The 18,562-nt window shown below is 42.2% G+C and carries 17 protein-coding genes; 5 read left to right on the top strand and 12 right to left on the bottom strand.

Annotation, left to right across the window (positions count from 1 at the left end):
• Nucleotides 1-43: 43 nt before the first annotated feature.
• The 3 genes from ftsX to P8610_RS08820 form a co-directional block, all read right to left on the bottom strand.
• A complete protein-coding gene (gene ftsX / locus P8610_RS08830) occupies nucleotides 44-937 on the bottom strand; it encodes a permease-like cell division protein FtsX (protein ID WP_289494444.1) in 894 nt (297 codons plus the stop codon).
• On the bottom strand, nucleotides 927-1,613 hold the full coding sequence (gene ftsE, locus P8610_RS08825) for a cell division ATP-binding protein FtsE (protein ID WP_289494443.1): 687 nt from the start codon (nucleotides 1,611-1,613) through the stop codon (nucleotides 927-929). Before ftsE ends, ftsX begins: the two co-directional genes overlap by 11 nt.
• A gap of 436 nt (nucleotides 1,614-2,049) precedes the next feature.
• Nucleotides 2,050-2,910 carry a YitT family protein gene (locus P8610_RS08820; RefSeq protein ID WP_394604053.1) on the bottom strand — a complete coding sequence of 287 codons (861 nt, stop codon included), beginning with the start codon at nucleotides 2,908-2,910 and terminating at the stop codon, nucleotides 2,050-2,052.
• Nucleotides 2,911-3,359: 449 nt separating this feature from the next.
• Between P8610_RS08820 and P8610_RS08815 the strand changes: the two genes are divergently transcribed.
• The gene (locus tag P8610_RS08815) at nucleotides 3,360-4,361 is read left to right on the top strand and encodes a nuclease-related domain-containing protein (RefSeq protein ID WP_394604052.1); all 1,002 of its coding nucleotides are present in this window, start codon (nucleotides 3,360-3,362) and stop codon (nucleotides 4,359-4,361) included.
• A gap of 25 nt (nucleotides 4,362-4,386) precedes the next feature.
• Here the strand turns inward: P8610_RS08815 and tatC are convergent, their stop codons facing one another.
• The 3 genes from tatC to P8610_RS08800 form a co-directional block, all read right to left on the bottom strand.
• A complete protein-coding gene (gene tatC, locus P8610_RS08810) occupies nucleotides 4,387-5,151 on the bottom strand; it encodes a twin-arginine translocase subunit TatC (RefSeq protein ID WP_394604051.1) in 765 nt (254 codons plus the stop codon).
• A gap of 127 nt (nucleotides 5,152-5,278) precedes the next feature.
• Complete coding sequence (tatA, locus tag P8610_RS08805) at nucleotides 5,279-5,464, bottom strand: twin-arginine translocase TatA/TatE family subunit (RefSeq protein WP_197129014.1); 186 nt, start codon at nucleotides 5,462-5,464, stop codon at nucleotides 5,279-5,281.
• A 30-nt stretch (nucleotides 5,465-5,494) separates the two neighbouring features.
• Nucleotides 5,495-7,126, bottom strand: coding sequence for a PhoX family protein (locus P8610_RS08800; protein ID WP_394604050.1), 1,632 nt, complete (start codon nucleotides 7,124-7,126; stop codon nucleotides 5,495-5,497).
• A 363-nt stretch (nucleotides 7,127-7,489) separates the two neighbouring features.
• Between P8610_RS08800 and P8610_RS08795 the strand changes: the two genes are divergently transcribed.
• Entirely contained in the window at nucleotides 7,490-7,642 is a 153-nt protein-coding gene (locus tag P8610_RS08795) for a hypothetical protein (RefSeq protein ID WP_394604049.1), read from the top strand.
• 134 nt (nucleotides 7,643-7,776) lie between these two features.
• Nucleotides 7,777-7,950: a hypothetical protein gene (locus tag P8610_RS08790; protein WP_394604048.1), complete on the top strand. Its 174-nt coding sequence runs from the start codon at nucleotides 7,777-7,779 to the stop codon at nucleotides 7,948-7,950.
• On the opposite strand, the gene prfB is transcribed toward P8610_RS08790, so the two are convergent.
• Both prfB and secA read right to left on the bottom strand, forming a co-directional pair.
• Nucleotides 7,929-9,027 (bottom strand): peptide chain release factor 2 gene (gene prfB, locus P8610_RS08785; protein ID WP_394604046.1). Its coding sequence is split into 2 segments (ribosomal slippage): nucleotides 7,929-8,963 and nucleotides 8,965-9,027, totalling 1,098 coding nucleotides; the frame shifts between segments, so codons are not numbered across the junction. The two genes, P8610_RS08790 and prfB, sit on opposite strands and share 22 nt — an antisense overlap.
• A 137-nt stretch (nucleotides 9,028-9,164) precedes the next feature.
• Entirely contained in the window at nucleotides 9,165-11,681 is a 2,517-nt protein-coding gene (secA, locus tag P8610_RS08780) for a preprotein translocase subunit SecA (RefSeq protein ID WP_394604045.1), read from the bottom strand.
• Nucleotides 11,682-11,895: 214 nt separating this feature from the next.
• Here secA and P8610_RS08775 point away from each other — a divergent pair, with 214 nt between their 5' ends.
• Nucleotides 11,896-12,519: a hypothetical protein gene (locus tag P8610_RS08775; protein ID WP_394604044.1), complete on the top strand. Its 624-nt coding sequence runs from the start codon at nucleotides 11,896-11,898 to the stop codon at nucleotides 12,517-12,519.
• Nucleotides 12,520-12,884: 365 nt separating this feature from the next.
• On the opposite strand, the gene P8610_RS08770 is transcribed toward P8610_RS08775, so the two are convergent.
• A complete protein-coding gene (locus P8610_RS08770) occupies nucleotides 12,885-14,513 on the bottom strand; it encodes a long-chain fatty acid--CoA ligase (RefSeq protein WP_394604043.1) in 1,629 nt (542 codons plus the stop codon).
• Between the two features lie 213 nt (nucleotides 14,514-14,726).
• Here P8610_RS08770 and P8610_RS08765 point away from each other — a divergent pair, with 213 nt between their 5' ends.
• On the top strand, nucleotides 14,727-16,592 hold the full coding sequence (locus P8610_RS08765) for a dihydroorotate dehydrogenase (protein WP_394604042.1): 1,866 nt from the start codon (nucleotides 14,727-14,729) through the stop codon (nucleotides 16,590-16,592).
• 26 nt (nucleotides 16,593-16,618) lie between these two features.
• Here P8610_RS08765 and P8610_RS08760 read toward each other — a convergent pair whose 3' ends face one another.
• From P8610_RS08760 to cspC, 3 genes are all read right to left on the bottom strand, one after another.
• On the bottom strand, nucleotides 16,619-17,101 hold the full coding sequence (locus P8610_RS08760) for a DinB family protein (protein WP_394604041.1): 483 nt from the start codon (nucleotides 17,099-17,101) through the stop codon (nucleotides 16,619-16,621).
• Nucleotides 17,102-17,443: 342 nt separating this feature from the next.
• The gene (gene hpf / locus P8610_RS08755) at nucleotides 17,444-17,998 is read right to left on the bottom strand and encodes a ribosome hibernation-promoting factor, HPF/YfiA family (RefSeq protein ID WP_066245427.1); all 555 of its coding nucleotides are present in this window, start codon (nucleotides 17,996-17,998) and stop codon (nucleotides 17,444-17,446) included.
• 323 nt (nucleotides 17,999-18,321) lie between these two features.
• Complete coding sequence (cspC, locus tag P8610_RS08750) at nucleotides 18,322-18,522, bottom strand: cold shock protein CspC (RefSeq protein ID WP_034314312.1); 201 nt, start codon at nucleotides 18,520-18,522, stop codon at nucleotides 18,322-18,324.
• Between the last annotated feature and the right edge of the window lie 40 nt (nucleotides 18,523-18,562).

Raw genomic sequence — 18,562 nt, 5'->3', positions numbered from 1 at the left:
TTGTTTCGTTTTTCTTGGATCTCTTTATTTCTGCGATCTTTACTTAAATTTTCAAGAATTTACGGACAGACGTTAAGCTTCCCCATACGCCGATCACTCCACCGATCAACAGCATCAATAGTGATAGCTGAGGGATAAGCGGTGTTACTGGCAATAGCTCAATAAATACTGTCCCTAATTTTTGATTCACGATATCGAAAATGGCTTGATATCCAACTGCGATCACGATAATCGGAAGGAAAGCACCGGCTACACCTAGAGCAAATCCTTCAATGAAGAACGGCCAGCGGATAAATCCATTTGTCGCACCAACGAGTTTCATAATTTCAATCTCGCGGCGTCGTGTAACAATCGTTAATTTTATCGTATTTGAGATCAGGAACATCGCTGTGAATACTAGTCCTAACACGAGTACAATCCCAACGTTGCGGGCAACATCCGTAACTTTAAATAGTTTTTCGACGGTCCCTTTTCCATACTCAACTTTGTTTACAAATTTAAGCTTATCAACTTCTTTTGCAACTGCTGCCGTATCTTGCGGCTTTTCCGTATAAATGATAAACGCATCTCGCAATGGGTTCTCATTTTTTAGTGATGAAAAGGCTTCCCCTTCATCTCCAAGACTTTCAATCAATTCATCAAGACCTTCTTCTTTTGATTGGTACTCTACCGTTTTCACTTTATCAAGTTTCTCGAGGTCTTTTTGGTAAGCCGCATAGTTCTCAGGCTTTTCCGTTCTTTCGATATACGCTCTAATCTGAACATCGTCTTCTATCTGACTTGCAATAAAGTTAATGTTCAAAAGAATGGCTAAGAATACACTAACTAAAAGCAATGTTACCGTTACTGCAGAGATGGAAGCAAAGGACATCCAGCCGTTTCTTCCCATGCTCTTGAATGCTTCAACAAAATGTCGTTTTAATGTTCTAATCTTCATAGCCGTAATCCCCCTTCGCCTCATCACGTACAATTCGGCCGCCTTCAATGGCAATTACGCGCTTTGTGATTGTATTTACGATTTCTTTATTATGAGTTGCCATAACAACTGTCGTTCCACGGGCATTGATCTCTTTAAAGATGTCCATGATCTCCCAAGCTGTTTCAGGATCAAGGTTACCTGTCGGCTCATCCGCTATAACAACTGGCGGGTGATTCACAATTGAACGTGCAATGGATACACGCTGCTGCTCTCCACCAGATAGCTCGTCCGGGAACATGCGCGCTTTGTTTTTCAGTTTTACGAGATCAAGAACTTCCATAACACGTTCTCTGATCACTTTTGGCGATTCTTCGATAACTTCAAGTGCAAATGCTACGTTTTCATATACCGTTAAACGCGGTAATAGTTTAAAGTCCTGGAAGATTACGCCCATCTTTCTGCGTACTTTAGGAATTTGTCTTTCTTTTACTTTAGCAAGGTTCGTGCCGTTAATAATAATAGAACCCTGTGTTGGCTTTTCTTCTCGATACATACATTTTATAAATGTAGATTTTCCAGCACCACTTGGTCCGACTACATATACAAATTCACCTTTATCTATGTAGACGTCAATTCCGTTGAGTGCCATAACACCGTTCGGATATGTTTTCCATACATCAATCATTTCTATCAATCTAAATCACTTCCTTACTACCCCAAAAAAATATTTCCCTATCCATCAACTATATATAAAAGTCTTTCGACAATAGCGCGATAAATGTCAGTTTTTTTCCGCAATAACTATTATAACATCTGTAACTGACAATTTTATTACAGTTGTGTTTCATCTTCCCTCATTCAAGGGACAATGGTCATGATTTCTAGATTCTGTAGTATCAAAAATACGACACAATTCGCTGTAATCCTTCATAATCACTAAAAACCTGCAGATAAACTTTTCGACACTCAGGTCCTAAAGTCGACCATTGAAATAAGATTTAGTCCTAATTTAATGTGTTGCACGCTGTCTTTTATCGGTTAAGACGGGGTGATTTGTAGTAAGAAGGACATATTCATGACAAAAGTCCCAGTAAAATAGAAAAACCAGCCGAGTTGCGTTCGGCTGGTTTTTAACCGCGTTTGAATCCTTCTCCCAGCACCTCGTTCGCGTTAACAACGATAACAAAGGCGGATGGATCCACGCTTTTTACATATTGCTTTAATTTCGTAACTTCGTATTGTGCCACAACCACCATCAGCATCGGGCGTTCATCTTGCGTATAACCGCCAAAAGCATTAATCTTCGTAACGCCGCGATAAATGTGTGTAAGAATCCCCTGACGCAGCTCATCTTCTTGATCAGAAATAATAAGCGCCATTTTCGTCGTACCGAGTCCGACCTGAACCACATCTATGGTTTTCGCCGTAATGAACATCGCGATAAGAGCATACAGTGCTTGTTCGATTCCAAAGAAAAGTGCTGATGCTGTAACAATCGTTCCGTCAATAAGAAGGATGATTGATCCAAGTGATGCCCCAGTATACTTGTGGACGATCTGTGCAAGCAGGTCAACACCACCCGTGGAAGCTTTTCCTCGGAATACGATTCCAAGTCCCGCTCCAATCCCAAGTCCGCCGAAAATCGCTCCAAGCAACGGATCTTCCGTCGCCGCCCCCCACTCTTCAAAAATAAAGACGAAGAAAGGAAGCACGATCGTTCCAACAAGCGTTTTCGCGCCGAATCGTCTGCCTAGAAAAAAGAGCCCCGCAAAGAAAAGCGGAATGTTTAAACTCCACTGCACAATAGAAGGTTTCCATTGAAAGAGTCCGTATAGGATCGTCGATATCCCGCTCACTCCGCCAGAGGCTATCTGGTTTGGCAGCAAGAACACCGAGAACGCCAGTGCCACAAGCCCTGATCCAATCACTACATATACATATTCTAAAATAAGTTCAACCGTTGGGTGTAAAATCCCGCGTCGTTTTCGCATTGCCATCATCATCGCTGTCTGTTAACCCTCAAACTTTCATTCATCATTAATTTAAATCGAAAAAAGTATACCAATCACAGTATACCCTTGTAAATGCGACCTTAGTGCCGCGGTGATGGGGTGAAGTGGGTTTGTTGTGGTGATTGTGATGTGGGTAAGGATGGAGTTGGGATGCGGTTGGAATGCGAACTTGCGGGGCAAGTTCGACTAATTTGAAGATACTGCGTCTAGGACTTGTTTGAATATGTCGTTTTTTGCCGATAATCGTTTAAATTAATTTATCCGTGAAATTATCGATTCTATACGTGAATATAATTGAATTTACCGTGAATATATAGGGGATTACCCTGAAATTATTAAAAGAACTCTTCTATTTTTGTCTTTTTGTTCTTTGCAACTCTATTCAAAAGCTATCAAAATGTAGAAAACACGTTAGGAGAGGTTAAAATTTGATTAAAAAACATCGTTCAATGCCAATTATCATTAATAAATTACAATCACTTTTGAAGAGAGCTCCCTTATATTACGGTAAACATGAAGAGATTCAGAATGCCCTAAAAAAACATATATCAGGATACAGGGGTGAACAGTCACTCGACTATTTTTATCGTTATTTGCCTCAAAACAATCTAATTTTCCTTCACGGAATTAGAATTCTATATGAAGACTACTACTTTCAGATCGACACACTTATAATCACGTCATACTTCATACTTATTATTGAAAGTAAGAACATTGCCGGCCATTTATATTTTGAGAGTCCATATGACCCGATGATTCGTACACTAAATGATCAAAGAGAAGCTTTTGACAACCCCGTTGAACAAGTAAAACGACAGTCTTTTCATCTGATGGCTACTTTAAATAACCTTATATCTTCAAGCATACCTATCGAATCTCTTGTGGTGATTACGAACCCAAAAACGATCACAGAGTTCTCTCCTACATACAACGAAGCTCGCTTGAAAGTAATCAAAAGTTCTGGTTTAGTAAGTAAATTTGCGGAGTTAAGTAATAAACACAGAAAAGAGATCCTTCAACCCAAAGACTCTAAAAGAATAGTTAAATACCTCATCAAAAATCACACAACAGAAGACCCAGATGTGTGCAGCAAGTTTCAAATCCAACCAAACCATTTACTGAGCGGAGTATTTTGTCCAAGATGCGAGATTGAAGTTTTACTGCGTCGTAAGAGGACTTGGTACTGTACAGTTTGCAAACAAAACTATAATAAAGCTCATGAAGCCGCATTAGTTGATTATGCCCTGTTGATCTCCCCCTCCATATCTAACAAGTCCTGCAAACAATTCTTAAGCCTTACATCGACCAGTCAATCCTATCACCTGCTTCATTCACTCAACCTCCCTTTCACCGGCAATCGAAAATCTCGCATCTATCATCTAGACGAACTCGTCAAAAAAATAACCTCCAAAGAAGACATGCTTCCTTAGAGGTTAATAAATCCTGTATTTCTAGCTATGAAGGACGTTTCATCTGTACTACTTTATTTTCCTCATCCATTGCAAGCTGTTCTTTCACAAGCTTCTTTTTATATACTACGCGCGACAGCATGATGCTGATCTCATAAAGCACGAGAAGCGGAATAACGACAAGAAAATCCGAAACTAAGTCCGGTGGTGTGATCAAGACGGCAACCACCACGAGTCCGAAATATGAGACTTTTCTCGCTTTGGTGAGCACGTGAGGGTTTAGGATGCCGAGTGATGTCAAGAACATCACCACAAGTGGAATCTCAAAGAGAAATCCGAACGGCAGCGTTAGGTTCATCATGAACTTGAAGTACTTTTCCGATGTGAAAAAGGTTTGAAAATGACCTTCTGACAAACCTAGCAAAAAGTTTAATACCATTGGATACACGATAAAGTAACCGAACGATAATCCTAACAAAAACAAGAAAAATAGTGCGGGAATATACGATAGTGTGACCTTTTGCTCTCTTTTGCTGAGCGCTGGTTTAATAAACATCCACGTTTGATGCGCAGCGACTGGGATGGTGAACGCGATGGCGATCACACCCGAGATCATAAAATACACCCAGAGAATTTCGCTTGGTCCAAGTACGGCAAGCTGTTGGTCAAGGTCACGAATCAGCCAGTCATAGATGGGCTGTACGTAAAAAAATGAAACAGAAAGTATTGTTATGAATACGGCGAGTGTGATAATGATACGCTTTCTGAGCTCCCCTAGGTGTTCGACAAAATACATCTCTTCTGCTTTCATCCAAAAGGCCTCCTTTCTTTTAATAACGGTGCTAGATTGGGAAGTTTCGACTCGCAGCCCTCATGGTCAATAAGAAAAGATGCGGACTCTTAACCGCGCCCGCATCTTTTCTCACAATTACTACTCTTTATTTAGACTGCGGCTTTTCTTCTTTTTCATCAGAAGACATGAGATCTTTTGCGGAATGCTTAAACTCGCGAAGCGTGCTTCCGAATGCTCGTCCGATCTCCGGCAGCTTAGATGGCCCGAAGATAATAAGGGCGATGATTAAGATCAGAATCAATCCTGGTACTCCAATGTTAGTGAAACCCATGTAGATCGCCTCCTTGAAATTTGTTACTCATTAAAACTTAAATCCAGTGATCGCTACAACAGATGGTCGTGGCATATTGCCTCCGCGTACTTGCGGCCATGTGCTTGTAGGGTTTGCTTTATCTTTCGTTTCTTCTCCTGGATGCTGGATGCTCAAGAACAATGATTTTTCGTTTGGTGTGAAAGATGGTCCTGTCAACTCAGCTTCTTTTGGTGCTGATGCGAACTGGAATGCTACGCCTTTATCTGGTCCAACCGTTGGAATCATGAACATTCCGTTGTTACCAAAGCTTGTCCATGCATCAGAATTCAGCTTGCTTGAAGAAATATCTGTAACCGTCCAAAGGTTTGCATTTGAATCAAACGTTAAGTTATCTGGAGCACTGAATCCGCTTTGACGTCCGCCTGCTGCAAAGATTTCAAAGTCAAAATTTGCTGCGCCATGATCTCCGTCTTTTTCAAAAAAGCGAGTGATATGTCCGTGAATGTTACCATGCTTGTCGTTGTTTGTGTGTGCGATGAATACCGTTCCATCAAGAGGAGAGATCTCCACGTCTTCAGGACGGTCAGTTGGTGTAGCACCTAAAAGGATGGCCGCATCATGTGCGTTAACAACTACATCACCTTGTGTTTTAAACCTTTCTAATAGAGCTGTGTTGCCTGCTGCTTTTTCACGAACCGCTTCAATCGTTAACGCTACCCATTTTCCTTTTGCAAGGTCAGCCGCGTAAAGCGTTCCTTCTTCTAAAAGCTTGCTGTTGTCTTTACCTTTTGCTTCAACATACTTCTCTTTACTCACAAACTTGTACACGCAAGCATCTTTTTTGTCGTCTCCCATATAGACAACAACACGTCCGTCTTTGGAAATTCCAACACTTGCATTTTCGTGATTGAATCGACCAAGAGCTGTATGCTTTCTTACTTTAAAGTTTGGATCGAAAGGATCGACTTCTACTACCCATCCATAATGAGTTTGGTCTAAACCAGCAGCTTTGGAAGTATCTTCAAAGTTCTCTTCACAAGATAAAACGGTGTTCCATGGCGTGCGTCCTCCAGAACAGTTTGCAAATGTACCTTGTGCTGAAGTTGCACCAGATACAGCTGCCGTTCCACGAGCTGGACCTGTTAGCGCGAAAGTAGTTAAACCTGTTACTCGTCTAGCGTACTCCGAATTCGTCTCCATCATCCACTTGCCGTTCTGTACTTTCACTTCAATAATCGAACCGCCTTGGTTGTAAAGCATCTTTTCAATTTGTGCCGGAGTATATTTGCCGTTTACTTTTTCTCCTTCAACATATAAAGGGTTCGTGTATTCGTGGTTTACCCATAGCAAGCCATGTTCGCTTGATTCGTTGATCGGAAAGTACATCGTAAAGTCATTATTAAATCCAAATGTATCGCCTTTTTTGTTGATCACGTCACCATAAGATGCGATGACTTCATATTTATAACCTTTTGGAAGAACAAGGTCGTCTTTGTCAGTTGGTGCGATCGGGTGAAACTTAAATCCTTTTTTTCGAGGTTTCATGCGCATTAAGCTATCAGATTGTGCGTTAGCCGTTTCCGTTAAAGCACCTAATCCAGTTGTTGCAGCAGCAAGAGCCGTTGCGCCTGTTCCTAAATACGTTAAAAAGGTTCTTCTATCCAATGGTTTCTTTTCCACTCCGTTTTCCCCCTAGACACGATAAAATTGTTGTTGCATCTATAAGAATACTGTCGAACTATTAAGCCACTATGTAGGTAGTTTAAACAAACGTTTAAGAGTTTTTTGTTTTTTTATAAAATTGCACTTCATGCGGACATATAATGGAAATGCTTGGCGACATCATTCAAAAGAGTTTTCCACATGAAAAATCCTCCCGTAAAATCTTTTACCAGATGAAGATTTCCTCTATCAAAAATATAAGTTGGGAAAATAGGGAAATTTACTTTATACTAATAGATAGAAGTTTCCTTTGTTTTTCCCAATATACATTCCATTTTTAATAGGTATAATTATCTAGAGAGCTTTATTAGAGGTGAAGTGATGCAGATAGAAGTGGGGAGTTTCGTCGTTTATAACGGTGAAGAGTATCAAGTGGTTTGGATTTATGGAAATGGCAATGTGGAGATCGTACAAGACGGACAACATAGAAAGATCGAGCTCGTACAAAAGGGAGATCTTACACACATACGATAAAAAAACTTCCGGAAGCAGATGCCCCGGAAGTTTTGTTTTATTTTACTTGTTTACATCATTTTTATTGAAGCTTGCTTGTAATGAAAAAGTTTTTTGATCTTATTACACCTTCGACAAATTGATTGGAGCGCAAGGTGCGAGACTCCTGCGGGACGAGTGGGCAGGTGGAGACCCTTAATGGCGCAAAGCGGCAAGGGGCTCACCGGTCGCCCCGCGGAAAGCGAAGCACCTGGAGCGCAGATCAACCTCTATCAAGAGCCTCGAAGAAAAAGCAAAACAAGTTTCTTTACAGCTTAGATCTCAAATAAGCATCAATAAACGGCGTGATCTCGCCATCCATCACAGACTGCACATTCCCTACCTCGGTATTCGTTCTGTGATCTTTTACAAGGCTATAAGGATGGAAAACATAAGAACGAATCTGGCTCCCCCATCCGATCTCCTTCTGCTCACCACGGATTTCTGCAAGCTGTGCCTGCTGTTCTTCCAAACGACGCTGAACAAGTTTCGCCATCATCATCTTCATCGCACGTTCACGGTTCTTAATTTGCGATCGCTCCGTTTGACAAGAAACTACCGTGTTCGTAGGAATATGTGTCATACGAACAGCCGAGTCAGTCGTGTTTACGTGCTGCCCGCCTGCTCCAGACGCACGATACGTATCAATCTTCAGATCCTCTGTACGGATTTCGATTTCAGTATCGTCTGTAATTTCCGGCATCACTTCACATGACACGAATGACGTGTGGCGGCGGCCTGACGAATCAAACGGCGAAATACGGACCAGACGGTGAACCCCTTTTTCCGCTTTCAAATAACCGTAAGCGTTGTGCCCTTTAATGCTAAGTGTAACGGATTTAACACCAGCTTCGTCACCTGGCAAGTAATCCAATGTTTCGACTTTATAGCCTTGGCGCTCTGCATAACGCGTATACATACGAAGAAGCATGGACGCCCAGTCTTGAGATTCCGTACCGCCCGCACCTGGGTGAAGTTCCAGAATCGCATTGTTTTTATCATAAGGCTCGTTTAATAAAAGCTGAAGTTCGAAGTCGTTCAATTTCGCGATCAGATCTTTCAAATCTTTCACAAGCTCTTTTTGCATATCAGCATCCGCTTCTTCTTTCACGAGCTCATGCGCAACTTCTAAGTCTTCATACGATGAAGATAATGCTTCAAACTCGTTCACTTGTTCTTTTAATCCGTTTGCTTCGTTGATAACAACTTGTGCAGCGTTTTGGTCATCCCAAAACGTTGGGGCACTCATCTGCTCATCAAGTTCAGCGATACGTGCTTTCTTTGAATCGAGGTCAAAGAGACCCCCTAAAGTCGTTGATACGTTTTTCAATCACGTTGAGTTCTTGTTTTACTTCTACTAAATCCATATTCACTGCACCTCATTTTATATTTCTTCCACTTTTTAAAATATGCGGTTTCCTTGCAAATTAAACCCTGTTACATCTGATTACAAGCGTAAAGAGAGCTCCATTAAAGAACTCTCTTTTAGACACGCAACCCTACATTATTCCTGATCTGCTCCGTGACATTGCTTGTATTTCTTTCCGCTTCCGCATGGACAAGGATCATTGCGTTTAATGTCCTGTGTTTTGCGAACCGGTTTCTTTTTCGATGATTCCTGTTTATCGCTCGGAACAACAGCTTTACCTTCAGCCACTTGTTCACGCTGCATGTTTTGCTCGATCTGTGATTTTAAAATGTAAGTCGTAACTTCCTCTTCAATCGCAGCAACCATCGCTTCGAACATTTCGAAGCCTTCAAACTGGTATTCACGCAACGGATCATTTTGACCGTACGCACGAAGATGGATTCCTTGTCGGAGCTGTTCCATCTGGTCGATGTGATCCATCCACTTGCTGTCAACCGAACGAAGGATAACGGCTTTTTCAAATTCAGCGATCTGTTCTGCAGGAAGCTGTGTTTCTTTCTCAGCAAACGCAGCATGCACTTTCGCTTGAATCTTCTCGATAATCTCTTCACGATCAAGACCGTAGAAGTCTTTTTCCGTGAACACAGGCTCAGTGAACATAACGGCGTTCACATAGTCTGCGATTTCCTTCGTGTTCCACTCTTCTTGCACTTCCGCTTCCGGTGTGTGAACCGTAACGATACGATCAATCGTTGAATCGATCATGCGCAGAATGATATCACTTAAGTTCTCAGCATCCAGTACATCTTGACGCTGCGTGTAGATGATCTCACGCTGCTGACGCATAACATCGTCATATTGTAAAAGCTGTTTACGCGCATCAAAGTTTGATCCCTCAACACGCTTTTGTGCAGATTCAACGGCTTTTGTAACCATTTTAGACTCGATCGGCGTATCTTCATCCATGCCAAGACGCTCCATCATCGTCATCAAGTTATCTGAACCGAATCGACGCATCAATTCGTCTTCCATAGAGATGTAGAAGCGAGATGAACCCGGATCTCCTTGACGTCCAGCACGACCACGCAGCTGGTTATCGATACGGCGTGATTCGTGACGCTCTGTACCTAGAATGTGAAGGCCACCAACTTCAAGAACACCTTCGCCAAGCTTGATGTCCGTACCACGGCCCGCCATGTTTGTTGCGATCGTAACCATGCCAAGCTGACCTGCGTTTTCAATAATCTCTGCTTCACGCTCATGGTTTTTCGCGTTCAACACGTTATGCTTAATTTTACGCTTCGTTAAAAGCTGTGAAAGAAGTTCAGACGTTTCAACGGCAACCGTACCAACAAGGATCGGCTGACCTGTCTTATGGCGCTCTTCGATTTCAGCAGCAATCGCCTTGAACTTGCCTTGCATTGTTTTATAGATAAGATCTGATCTGTCATCACGCGCGATCGGACGGTTCGTCGGAATACAGATAACATCCATGTTGTAGATGTTGCGGAATTCCTCTTCTTCCGTTTTCGCCGTACCAGTCATACCAGCAAGCTTGTTGTACATACGGAAGTAGTTCTGGAACGTAATCGTCGCGAGCGTCATGCTCTCACGCTGAATCTCAAGACCTTCCTTCGCTTCAATCGCCTGGTGAAGACCATCGCTGTAACGGCGGCCAGCCATCAAACGTCCAGTAAACGGGTCAACGATTACGATCTCGCCGTCTTGAACCACGTAATCAACGTCACGATGCATGATGAGGTTCGCTTTTAACGCCTGGTTGATATGGTGGTTAAGTGTAACATGCTGATAATCATAAAGGTTGTCGATCGAGAACATCTGCTCCGCTCGGTTGATTCCATCTTCCGTCAGCTGAACGTTCTTCGTCTTTTCATCAACCGTATAATCCGTGTCTTTTTTCAGCTGGCGTACAAACATGTTTGCCATTTGATAAAGCTGGGTAGATTTCTGTGCAGAGCCAGAAATGATCAACGGTGTACGCGCTTCGTCAATTAAGATGGAGTCAACTTCATCGACTATCGCATAGTTAAGGCGCTGAACCATTTGTTCTTTATAAACCACCATGTTGTCACGCAGATAGTCGAAGCCGAACTCGTTGTTCGTACCATATGTGATATCTGCAGCATACGCCTCACGTTTTTCTTCTTTTGAAAGATCGGATACGTTAAGGCCGACCGTCATCCCAAGAAAGTTAAATAACGGACTATTCAGCTCAGCATCACGGCGAGCCAAATATTCATTGACGGTTACAACGTGCACACCTTTTCCTTCAAGTGCATTGAGGTAAACAGGCAAAGTCGCAACAAGCGTTTTACCTTCCCCCGTTTTCATCTCAGAAATGTTACCTTCATGAAGCGCAACCGCACCCATGATCTGTACAGGGTAATGGCGCTTTTCTAAAACACGAGCTGATGCTTCACGCACAGTCGCAAATGCTTCAGGGAGAAGGTCATCCAGAGATTCTCCTTTTTCGATACGGCTTTTGAACTCAGCTGTTTTATTCGCTAAGGCTTCATCATTTAAAGCCTTAAACTCTTCAGCTAAAGCCTCTACTTTTTCCGCAATTCTCTCATATCTATTTAACGTCCGGTCATTGGAACTTGGAAAAATCTTTTTCAAAATGCTAATCATCCGAATAAACGCTCCCTGTTTTCGAAAATTATATACCACTTCTATTCTACCAGTTTGTGAATCGAGCCACAAGAAATCCCAAATCTTTTCAAGATGAATTGTATCATTATTCATGCTGGGAACGATTATTTATGTGAAAAATTCAATAATTTACAGCAGACAACAACCCTAAATTTTGGTAAAATAATAAAAAGATGGATTGGGGAGGTTCTGAATGGTAAACGGAGAATTAGACAGGACAGACAACACGAGACAAGGACAGGACCTGGAGCTGCAAAAACAGCAGCGCAGTGAGAAAAGCAAAACCATCATTCTTACGCTCGTTTTAAGTTTCTTTATTATAGGAGGCTTTGGAACGTGGGGATATTATTACCTGTTTGGCGCAAAATCGGCATCTGACGTGATTCTTCCTACAAATGAAGAAGTAGAAGAAGCTGAAAAGTCAAGCGGCATTGAAATTTTCAAACCGACCATAGAGGTTCCTAAGACCGAAATACAAAGACGATTAAATGTTATGCATGAGTATTGGAATAGCAGGCTCGGGTACGACCAATGGAACAACTATAAAGTCGACACCCATACTTCCGAATTAAAAAAAGTAGAGAACGATATACGAGAAAAAATCTTGCCGTATGTAGGCGGTCCACTAAAGACAGATATTGAGGTTGCCATTGGGAAGATTGAGAGAAGCATAGAAACGAAGAGTGTGGAACCGCTAAAAGGTGTGCACCGAATCTTTCATGATCTCGATATCACGCTTAATGATTATCAAGATGCCTCCGATTTTTGGGAAGTAACGGAAACGTTTGATTGGTATCAAAAGAATGCTGTGCAATGATGAAAAGAACACTGTCCTCGATTAATGAGGATGGTGTTTTTTTGTGTGGATTTAGGTAGGTATCTCCAAGCGGCTACAGAAACGCCAGAATTTGTCGAAAATCGGATAAATAATTTTATACGCGGAATTATTGGTCTTATACGCGGATATATTTCAAATTACCTTGGATAAAAAGTACTTATCCGCGGATATATTTTGATGTGTACTTTTGATAAGCACAATATTGAACTATGTACACGCTAAACACACACTGAAAGCAGCGGCTGTCCTTATAGCCCACTTTAAGATCCAGTTGTAGAGGTTTTTTCCTAAAAAACCACAAAAAAGACCCACTCATCAAATTTGAGCAGGTCTCTCACCTAATTTTACGATTTCGCCGTCGTCATATAGTGATCCTTCAGCTGATCGCGCAGCGTTCGCTTCAAAAACTTCCCTACCGACGTTTTTGGAATTTCATCCATGAACACGATATCGTCTGGAATCCACCATTTCGCGAACTGCGGTTTCAAATACTCTATAATATCTTCTTTCTGCACTTTTCCCTTCATATCAGGCTTCAGAACCACACATGCGAGTGGCCGCTCCTGCCACTCCGGATGCGGAACCGCAATAACGGATGCCTCGAAAACATCCGGATATGCCATGATTGCATTCTCTAAATCTACCGATGATATCCACTCACCGCCGCTCTTGATGAGGTCCTTCGTCCGGTCGACGATCTTCACGAACCCTTCTTCATCAACCGTTACAACATCCCCAGTATGAAGCCAGCCGTCAATAAACGCCTCATCCGATCGGTCGTCTTTATAATATCCATCCGCAACCCAGTTCGAACGGAGCAGCAGTTCGCCCATCTCGTTTCCGTCCCACTTCACATCCCCATTCCCGCCGATTACTTTCATTTCAACACCCTGAACCACATAGCCCTGCTTTGCTTTGTAATCTAGTTTCGTTTCTTCATCCATATCCATTTGATAGGTTTTTAGACGCGTTGCAATAACGAGCGGACTCGTTTCCGTCATACCATAAGCATGCATGAATGGTATGTTATGTTTTTCCTGGAACGTTTTGATCATCCCTTTAGGTGCAGCGGATCCTCCGCAAATAACTGCTCGAAGACTAGAAGTATCATAGCTGTTCTGTTCAAGTTCTTGAAGCAGCCCCATCCAGATCGTTGGCACACCTGCCGCAAAGGTTACTTTTTCCATCTCAATCAGTTCCGCTAAGAGCTGTGGCGTGAATCGCGGTCCAGGCATCACTTGCTTCGAACCGAACCAGGTTGCCGCATACGGAAGTCCCCAAGCATTTACGTGGAACATCGGCACAACCGGCATAAGAACGTCACTTTCCGAAACAGAACCGCCATCAACTAGTCCCAGTGACATGGAGTGAAGCACAGTCGAGCGGTGTGTGTACGTTACACCTTTAGGATTCCCAGTTGTTGCAGATGTGTAGCACATTCCAACAGGGTCATTCTCATCTACATTTTGCGGAAATTCATAAGCTGGATCACCTGTCTCAAGAAGTTTTTCATAGTGATAGAGAGGCTGAAGAGGTGACTGAGGCAGCTCGTCCTCATCCGTCATCAAAATATACGCTTTCACATTTGGTATATGGTCTTTTATGGCTTCAACAAGAGGAAGAATGTCCTGATCTACTAATAAAATCTGGTCATCGGCGTGATTGATAATGTATGCGATATGCTGAGGAGAAAGTCGAATGTTAATCGTGTGAAGTACAGCTTCAACACCCGGGATAGCAAAATACGCTTCCAAATGGCGATGGTGGTTCCATGCAAGTGTTCCAACCCGCTCACCTTTTTTAACACCAAGACGTTTTAGCGCGCTCGAAAGCCTGCGTGTTCGTTCACCAATCTCCCGGTAACTGAACTTCCTGATTCCCGACATCGTGCGGCTCGTTACCTCTTTTTTAGCAAAATAACGCTCCGCATGCTCCAGCATACTTGTCACTCGAAATGGCACATTCATCATCATAACTACTTCTCCTCCTTAAATAGTAAACATAGTCATTAGTGTAAGCGTTTTCGTGTTATTGACTAGTTCACCTAAAGTCTTAAGAAATCCTGCTCATAAAACAGATTCTGATGGAAGAAAACAAATATTACGATGTTAGCCGAAAAAAATTCAATTTCTAACCAGTTTTTACGTTAAACTTATAATAAAAATGGCATAAAAGGGGTGTCACATATGCCAGATTGGTCTTATCATACATTTTTCAAACCGCTGCTGTTTAGGATGAAACCAGAAACAAGCCGCGATCTTACGCTGCATACGATGAACACGCTCGCTAAGCTGCCGTTTGGTGAAAAAATCATACAATTTTTTGGTCACATGAAGCCGAGTGAAAAGTTAGCGCAAAACGCGGCTGGCATCACCTTTCCATCGCCCGTTGGAATCAGTGGTGCGCTAGATCCTAGACTAAACGGAACGTCTGCTTTTCCTAACCTTGGTTTTGGTTTTATCGAGATTGGTCCTGTATCGGTTAAACCTCAGTCTTTGGAGAAACCGATTTTACGCCATATAGATGAAGAAACGTTGTGGTACCAGCATTTGAATAGCAATTTGGGTCTTGATGCTGCTCTCGAAAAACTGAAGACAATTAAGAGAAGCGTACCGATCGGAATCGCCATACACGGGGAAACGGAAGCGGAGTTCGTAGAGCTTGTTCAGAAGCTCGGTGATTATGCTGATTTTTTTATTCTTAAAGAGAGTGGAAGCCGTTATTTACAATCGATTCGCGCTAGTATCTCCAAACCTCTTTTTATGGAGTTCACTCATGAAACTTTGAAATCGGCAGACAAAGATATAGAAGCAGATGGTTTCTTAATCCGTGAAGGCATTGAAAAAGACGGAGGTGGCTTCACACTCGGTAAATCGGAAATGCCATCATTAAGAGAAAGCATCCAGCAGCTATTACCCTACAACAAGCCGATCATAGCATCAGGCGGCGTTCATGATCCGAATGACGCGATGGAACTTTTCAATTGCGGCGCTTCCCTCATACAGCTTCATAGCGGTTTTGTTTATTCAGGACCAGGTCTGCCGAAAAGAATTAACGAGCGTTACCTATATGAAAAAGATGATGAGGTCGCAGCGGAACAGTCAACTGGATGGATATCTTTTTTCCTGATGGGACTTGGCGTTTTTATCGCTGGCATCATCGCATTAATCATCGGTCTGACAGAAGTTCTTTTACCGTATGATGAGCATTACTTAAGCATTCAAAAAGAAGAAATCATGGCATTTAACCATCACTTGTTTCACTTCATGTCTCATGACCGGATCTGTCTGGCCGGGGTCATGATCTCAGCCGGTTTTATGTTCACGCAGCTTTCCTACCACGGCATTCGAAAAGGAGAGCATTGGGCGAAAAAAGTATACGTGATTGCCGCATCCCTCGGCTTTTTAAACATTTTTTACTTTATGGGCTTCGGCTATTTCGACAAGCTGCACTTTATTTACTATTTAATCATTCTTCCTTTTTTTCTTTACGGACTTTATCGATCTAGAAATTTCCCTATCGGAAGTAAAGCCGTAAACCTTCACAATACGGCAGCGTGGAAACGAAGTCAGCTTGGACAAAGTCTTTTTGTGATTTCAGGCATCTGTTTGCTCTCTGCAGGCATTGTGATTTCAATCATCGGAATGAACGGCGTTTTTGTAAAAGAGGATTTAATGTTCTTTTCGCTAACACCTGATCAAATTTCATCGTTCAATGATAAGCTGATACCACTGATCGCGCACGATCGGGCTGGATTTGGCGGGGCTTTGATTTCAGAAGGCTTTCTTTTGCTGACGATCGCGTTATGGGGTTATCGAGAAGGCGCAAAATGGATCTGGTGGACACTGGCGCTTGGCGGTTTGCCAGGTTTTCTGACCGGAGTGGGCACGCACTTTATGATCGGATACGACAACCACTTCCACCTCTCACCTGCTTATCTGTTGTTTGTCTTCTACCTGGTCGGTTTGGTGTACTCGTATTCTTTTTTGAATATGAGAGGTGAACGGCGAACGCAAAATATTTCTAAGTTGGAAGCAGCAAAAAAAGTGTAGACATAGCGTCTGCACTTTTTTATTCGTTATTTCAGCTGTGTCTGTTTTTGAAGGGAGATTGCTTTACGAATCGCGATGATTGTACCCATGTGAAGACCTTCATGATAAAACGTGCGAGGCAGCACTTCTGCAAATGTGCTCATGCCAAGTTCAGTCGGTTCATCCAGTTCTTGATCAAGACGGTGGCCAAATTGCTGCTGAATCACTTGAACTTGCTCCATCAACCGGTGGCGCAGTTCCTGAAGCGTCGGAGGGGTCTGCTGCCAATTCTCAGGCTTCGTGCCATAACCGAATAGCTCGCGATAATGTTTAGGTGCAGGATTGTCCTCGCGCGTCTTATGAAACAGCCAATCATATTGATCAAGAAAGATATGCCCCAAGTTCCAGCGGATGTTGTTATTGAATCCTTCTGGTACAAAATCAGCTTCCTCTTCCGTCAAGCCTTCCACCGCGCTCAACGTATTATGGCGAAAGGCAGTTAGTTGTTTTAAAAGGATTTCGTTTTTCATTTGGAATGCCTCCTAAACGGTGATTTGTTTTACCTTTTCGCTTGGAAAGTGAGGAAATCCTCTCATCTTTTATGAAAAGGAGCAGTTTTGATACCAAAACGGACACTATTTCGTTATCGCTGACCTCATATAAACACTCGAAAAGACCTTATCCGAATTAATTCCACGTTAATCTCATTAATTCCACGTTAGCGGCACATATATCCACAATAAATGAATTATATCCACGTTAATTAAGTTTTATCGAATTTTCGACAAACCTGACACCGATAGCGGTATTTTATCGTTCAAAAAAAAACACACCCCTCACATAACGGAGGGGTGTGCGATACATTTTATTATTTAGTTAGTTCCAGCAATCAGTCCATATTTGCCGTCTTTACGTCTGTACACGACGTTCATCTCACCAGTTTCGGCATTGTTATAGACGAAAAAGTTGTGGCCGAGTAAGCCCATTTGGAGAATGGCTTCCTCTGTGTCCATCGGTTTCAGATCGAATCGCTTTTCACGAACAATCTCGAAATCGTCTTCTTCCTCTAACAAAGCCGTTGATACGCCTTCTGTACCGTTAGCAAACATGTGCTTTGTGCCTTCAGCATTTCTAAATTTGCGGTTCACTTTTGTTTTGTGTTTTCGAATTTGACGCTCTAATTTTTCTACCACCAGATCAATCGCAGCGTATAAATCCAAATGACGTTCCTCTGCACGAAGCAGCAGGCCCTTCATCGGTATTGTTACCTCAATGGATTGTTCATTGTTGTACACTTTTAGATTGACGTGTACTTCAGAATTCGGAGTTTCGTTAAAGTACTTTGTGAGTTTTGTCACCTTTTTTTCAACGTAAGCCCTAATGGCTTCTGTCACCTCGATGTTTTCTCCACGAATGTTAAAATGCATAACTTAACTCCTCCTTTCGGTGATGTATATATATTTCGATATACCCCAAAAGAATTCCTCCGTAACATTTAAAATATTTTGACAATTTTTTAACACTGTCGACAAAATCTTTACAAATCAAAATGACATGGTATAAATCTTGGTAACATGCAGATAATCACAATTTGTATGTTATACTAGTAATTAACCTTTGAAGCTTTAAAACATTTACATTACCTGTACCATCTCCCTGCTCGAAATTTGAGCGGGGGTTTTTTATTGTTTTTTTATACGCAAAAAAACAGGCTCTTCTAAGAAGAACCTGTTTTTATTACAAATGAAGCTTATGCTTTTTGAACGTTAGCAGCTTGAGCGCCACGAGCACCTTGCTCAACTTCAAAAGTTACTTTTTGACCTTCGTCTAAAGACTTGAAGCCTTCAGATTGGATTGCTGAGAAATGTACGAATACATCGTCTCCGTTTTCGCGCTCGATGAAGCCGAAACCTTTTTCTGCGTTAAACCATTTTACTGTACCTTGTTCCATGTTTGTTGCCTCCTAGTGCGTTGCCACACAATATATTACT

Origin of the sequence: Fictibacillus sp. UD, from assembly GCF_043558025.1 — a bacterium.
Classification (GTDB): domain Bacteria; phylum Bacillota; class Bacilli; order Bacillales; family Fictibacillaceae; genus Fictibacillus.
This window is presented reverse-complemented; position numbering and strand designations above follow the sequence as displayed.

Coding starts and splice junctions, on each gene's coding strand:
- ftsX (WP_289494444.1), bottom strand. CDS start 937: ATGAAGATTAGAACATTAAAACGACATTTTGTTGAAGCATTCAAGAGC.
- P8610_RS08820 (WP_394604053.1), bottom strand. CDS start 2,910: ATGCGAAAACGACGCGGGATTTTACACCCAACGGTTGAACTTATTTTA.
- tatC (WP_394604051.1), bottom strand. CDS start 5,151: ATGAAAGCAGAAGAGATGTATTTTGTCGAACACCTAGGGGAGCTCAGA.
- tatA (WP_197129014.1), bottom strand. CDS start 5,464: ATGGGTTTCACTAACATTGGAGTACCAGGATTGATTCTGATCTTAATC.
- P8610_RS08795 (WP_394604049.1), top strand. CDS start 7,490: ATGCAGATAGAAGTGGGGAGTTTCGTCGTTTATAACGGTGAAGAGTAT.
- secA (WP_394604045.1), bottom strand. CDS start 11,681: ATGATTAGCATTTTGAAAAAGATTTTTCCAAGTTCCAATGACCGGACG.
- P8610_RS08775 (WP_394604044.1), top strand. CDS start 11,896: ATGGTAAACGGAGAATTAGACAGGACAGACAACACGAGACAAGGACAG.
- P8610_RS08770 (WP_394604043.1), bottom strand. CDS start 14,513: ATGATGATGAATGTGCCATTTCGAGTGACAAGTATGCTGGAGCATGCG.
- P8610_RS08765 (WP_394604042.1), top strand. CDS start 14,727: ATGCCAGATTGGTCTTATCATACATTTTTCAAACCGCTGCTGTTTAGG.
- P8610_RS08760 (WP_394604041.1), bottom strand. CDS start 17,101: ATGAAAAACGAAATCCTTTTAAAACAACTAACTGCCTTTCGCCATAAT.
- hpf (WP_066245427.1), bottom strand. CDS start 17,998: ATGCATTTTAACATTCGTGGAGAAAACATCGAGGTGACAGAAGCCATT.
- cspC (WP_034314312.1), bottom strand. CDS start 18,522: ATGGAACAAGGTACAGTAAAATGGTTTAACGCAGAAAAAGGTTTCGGC.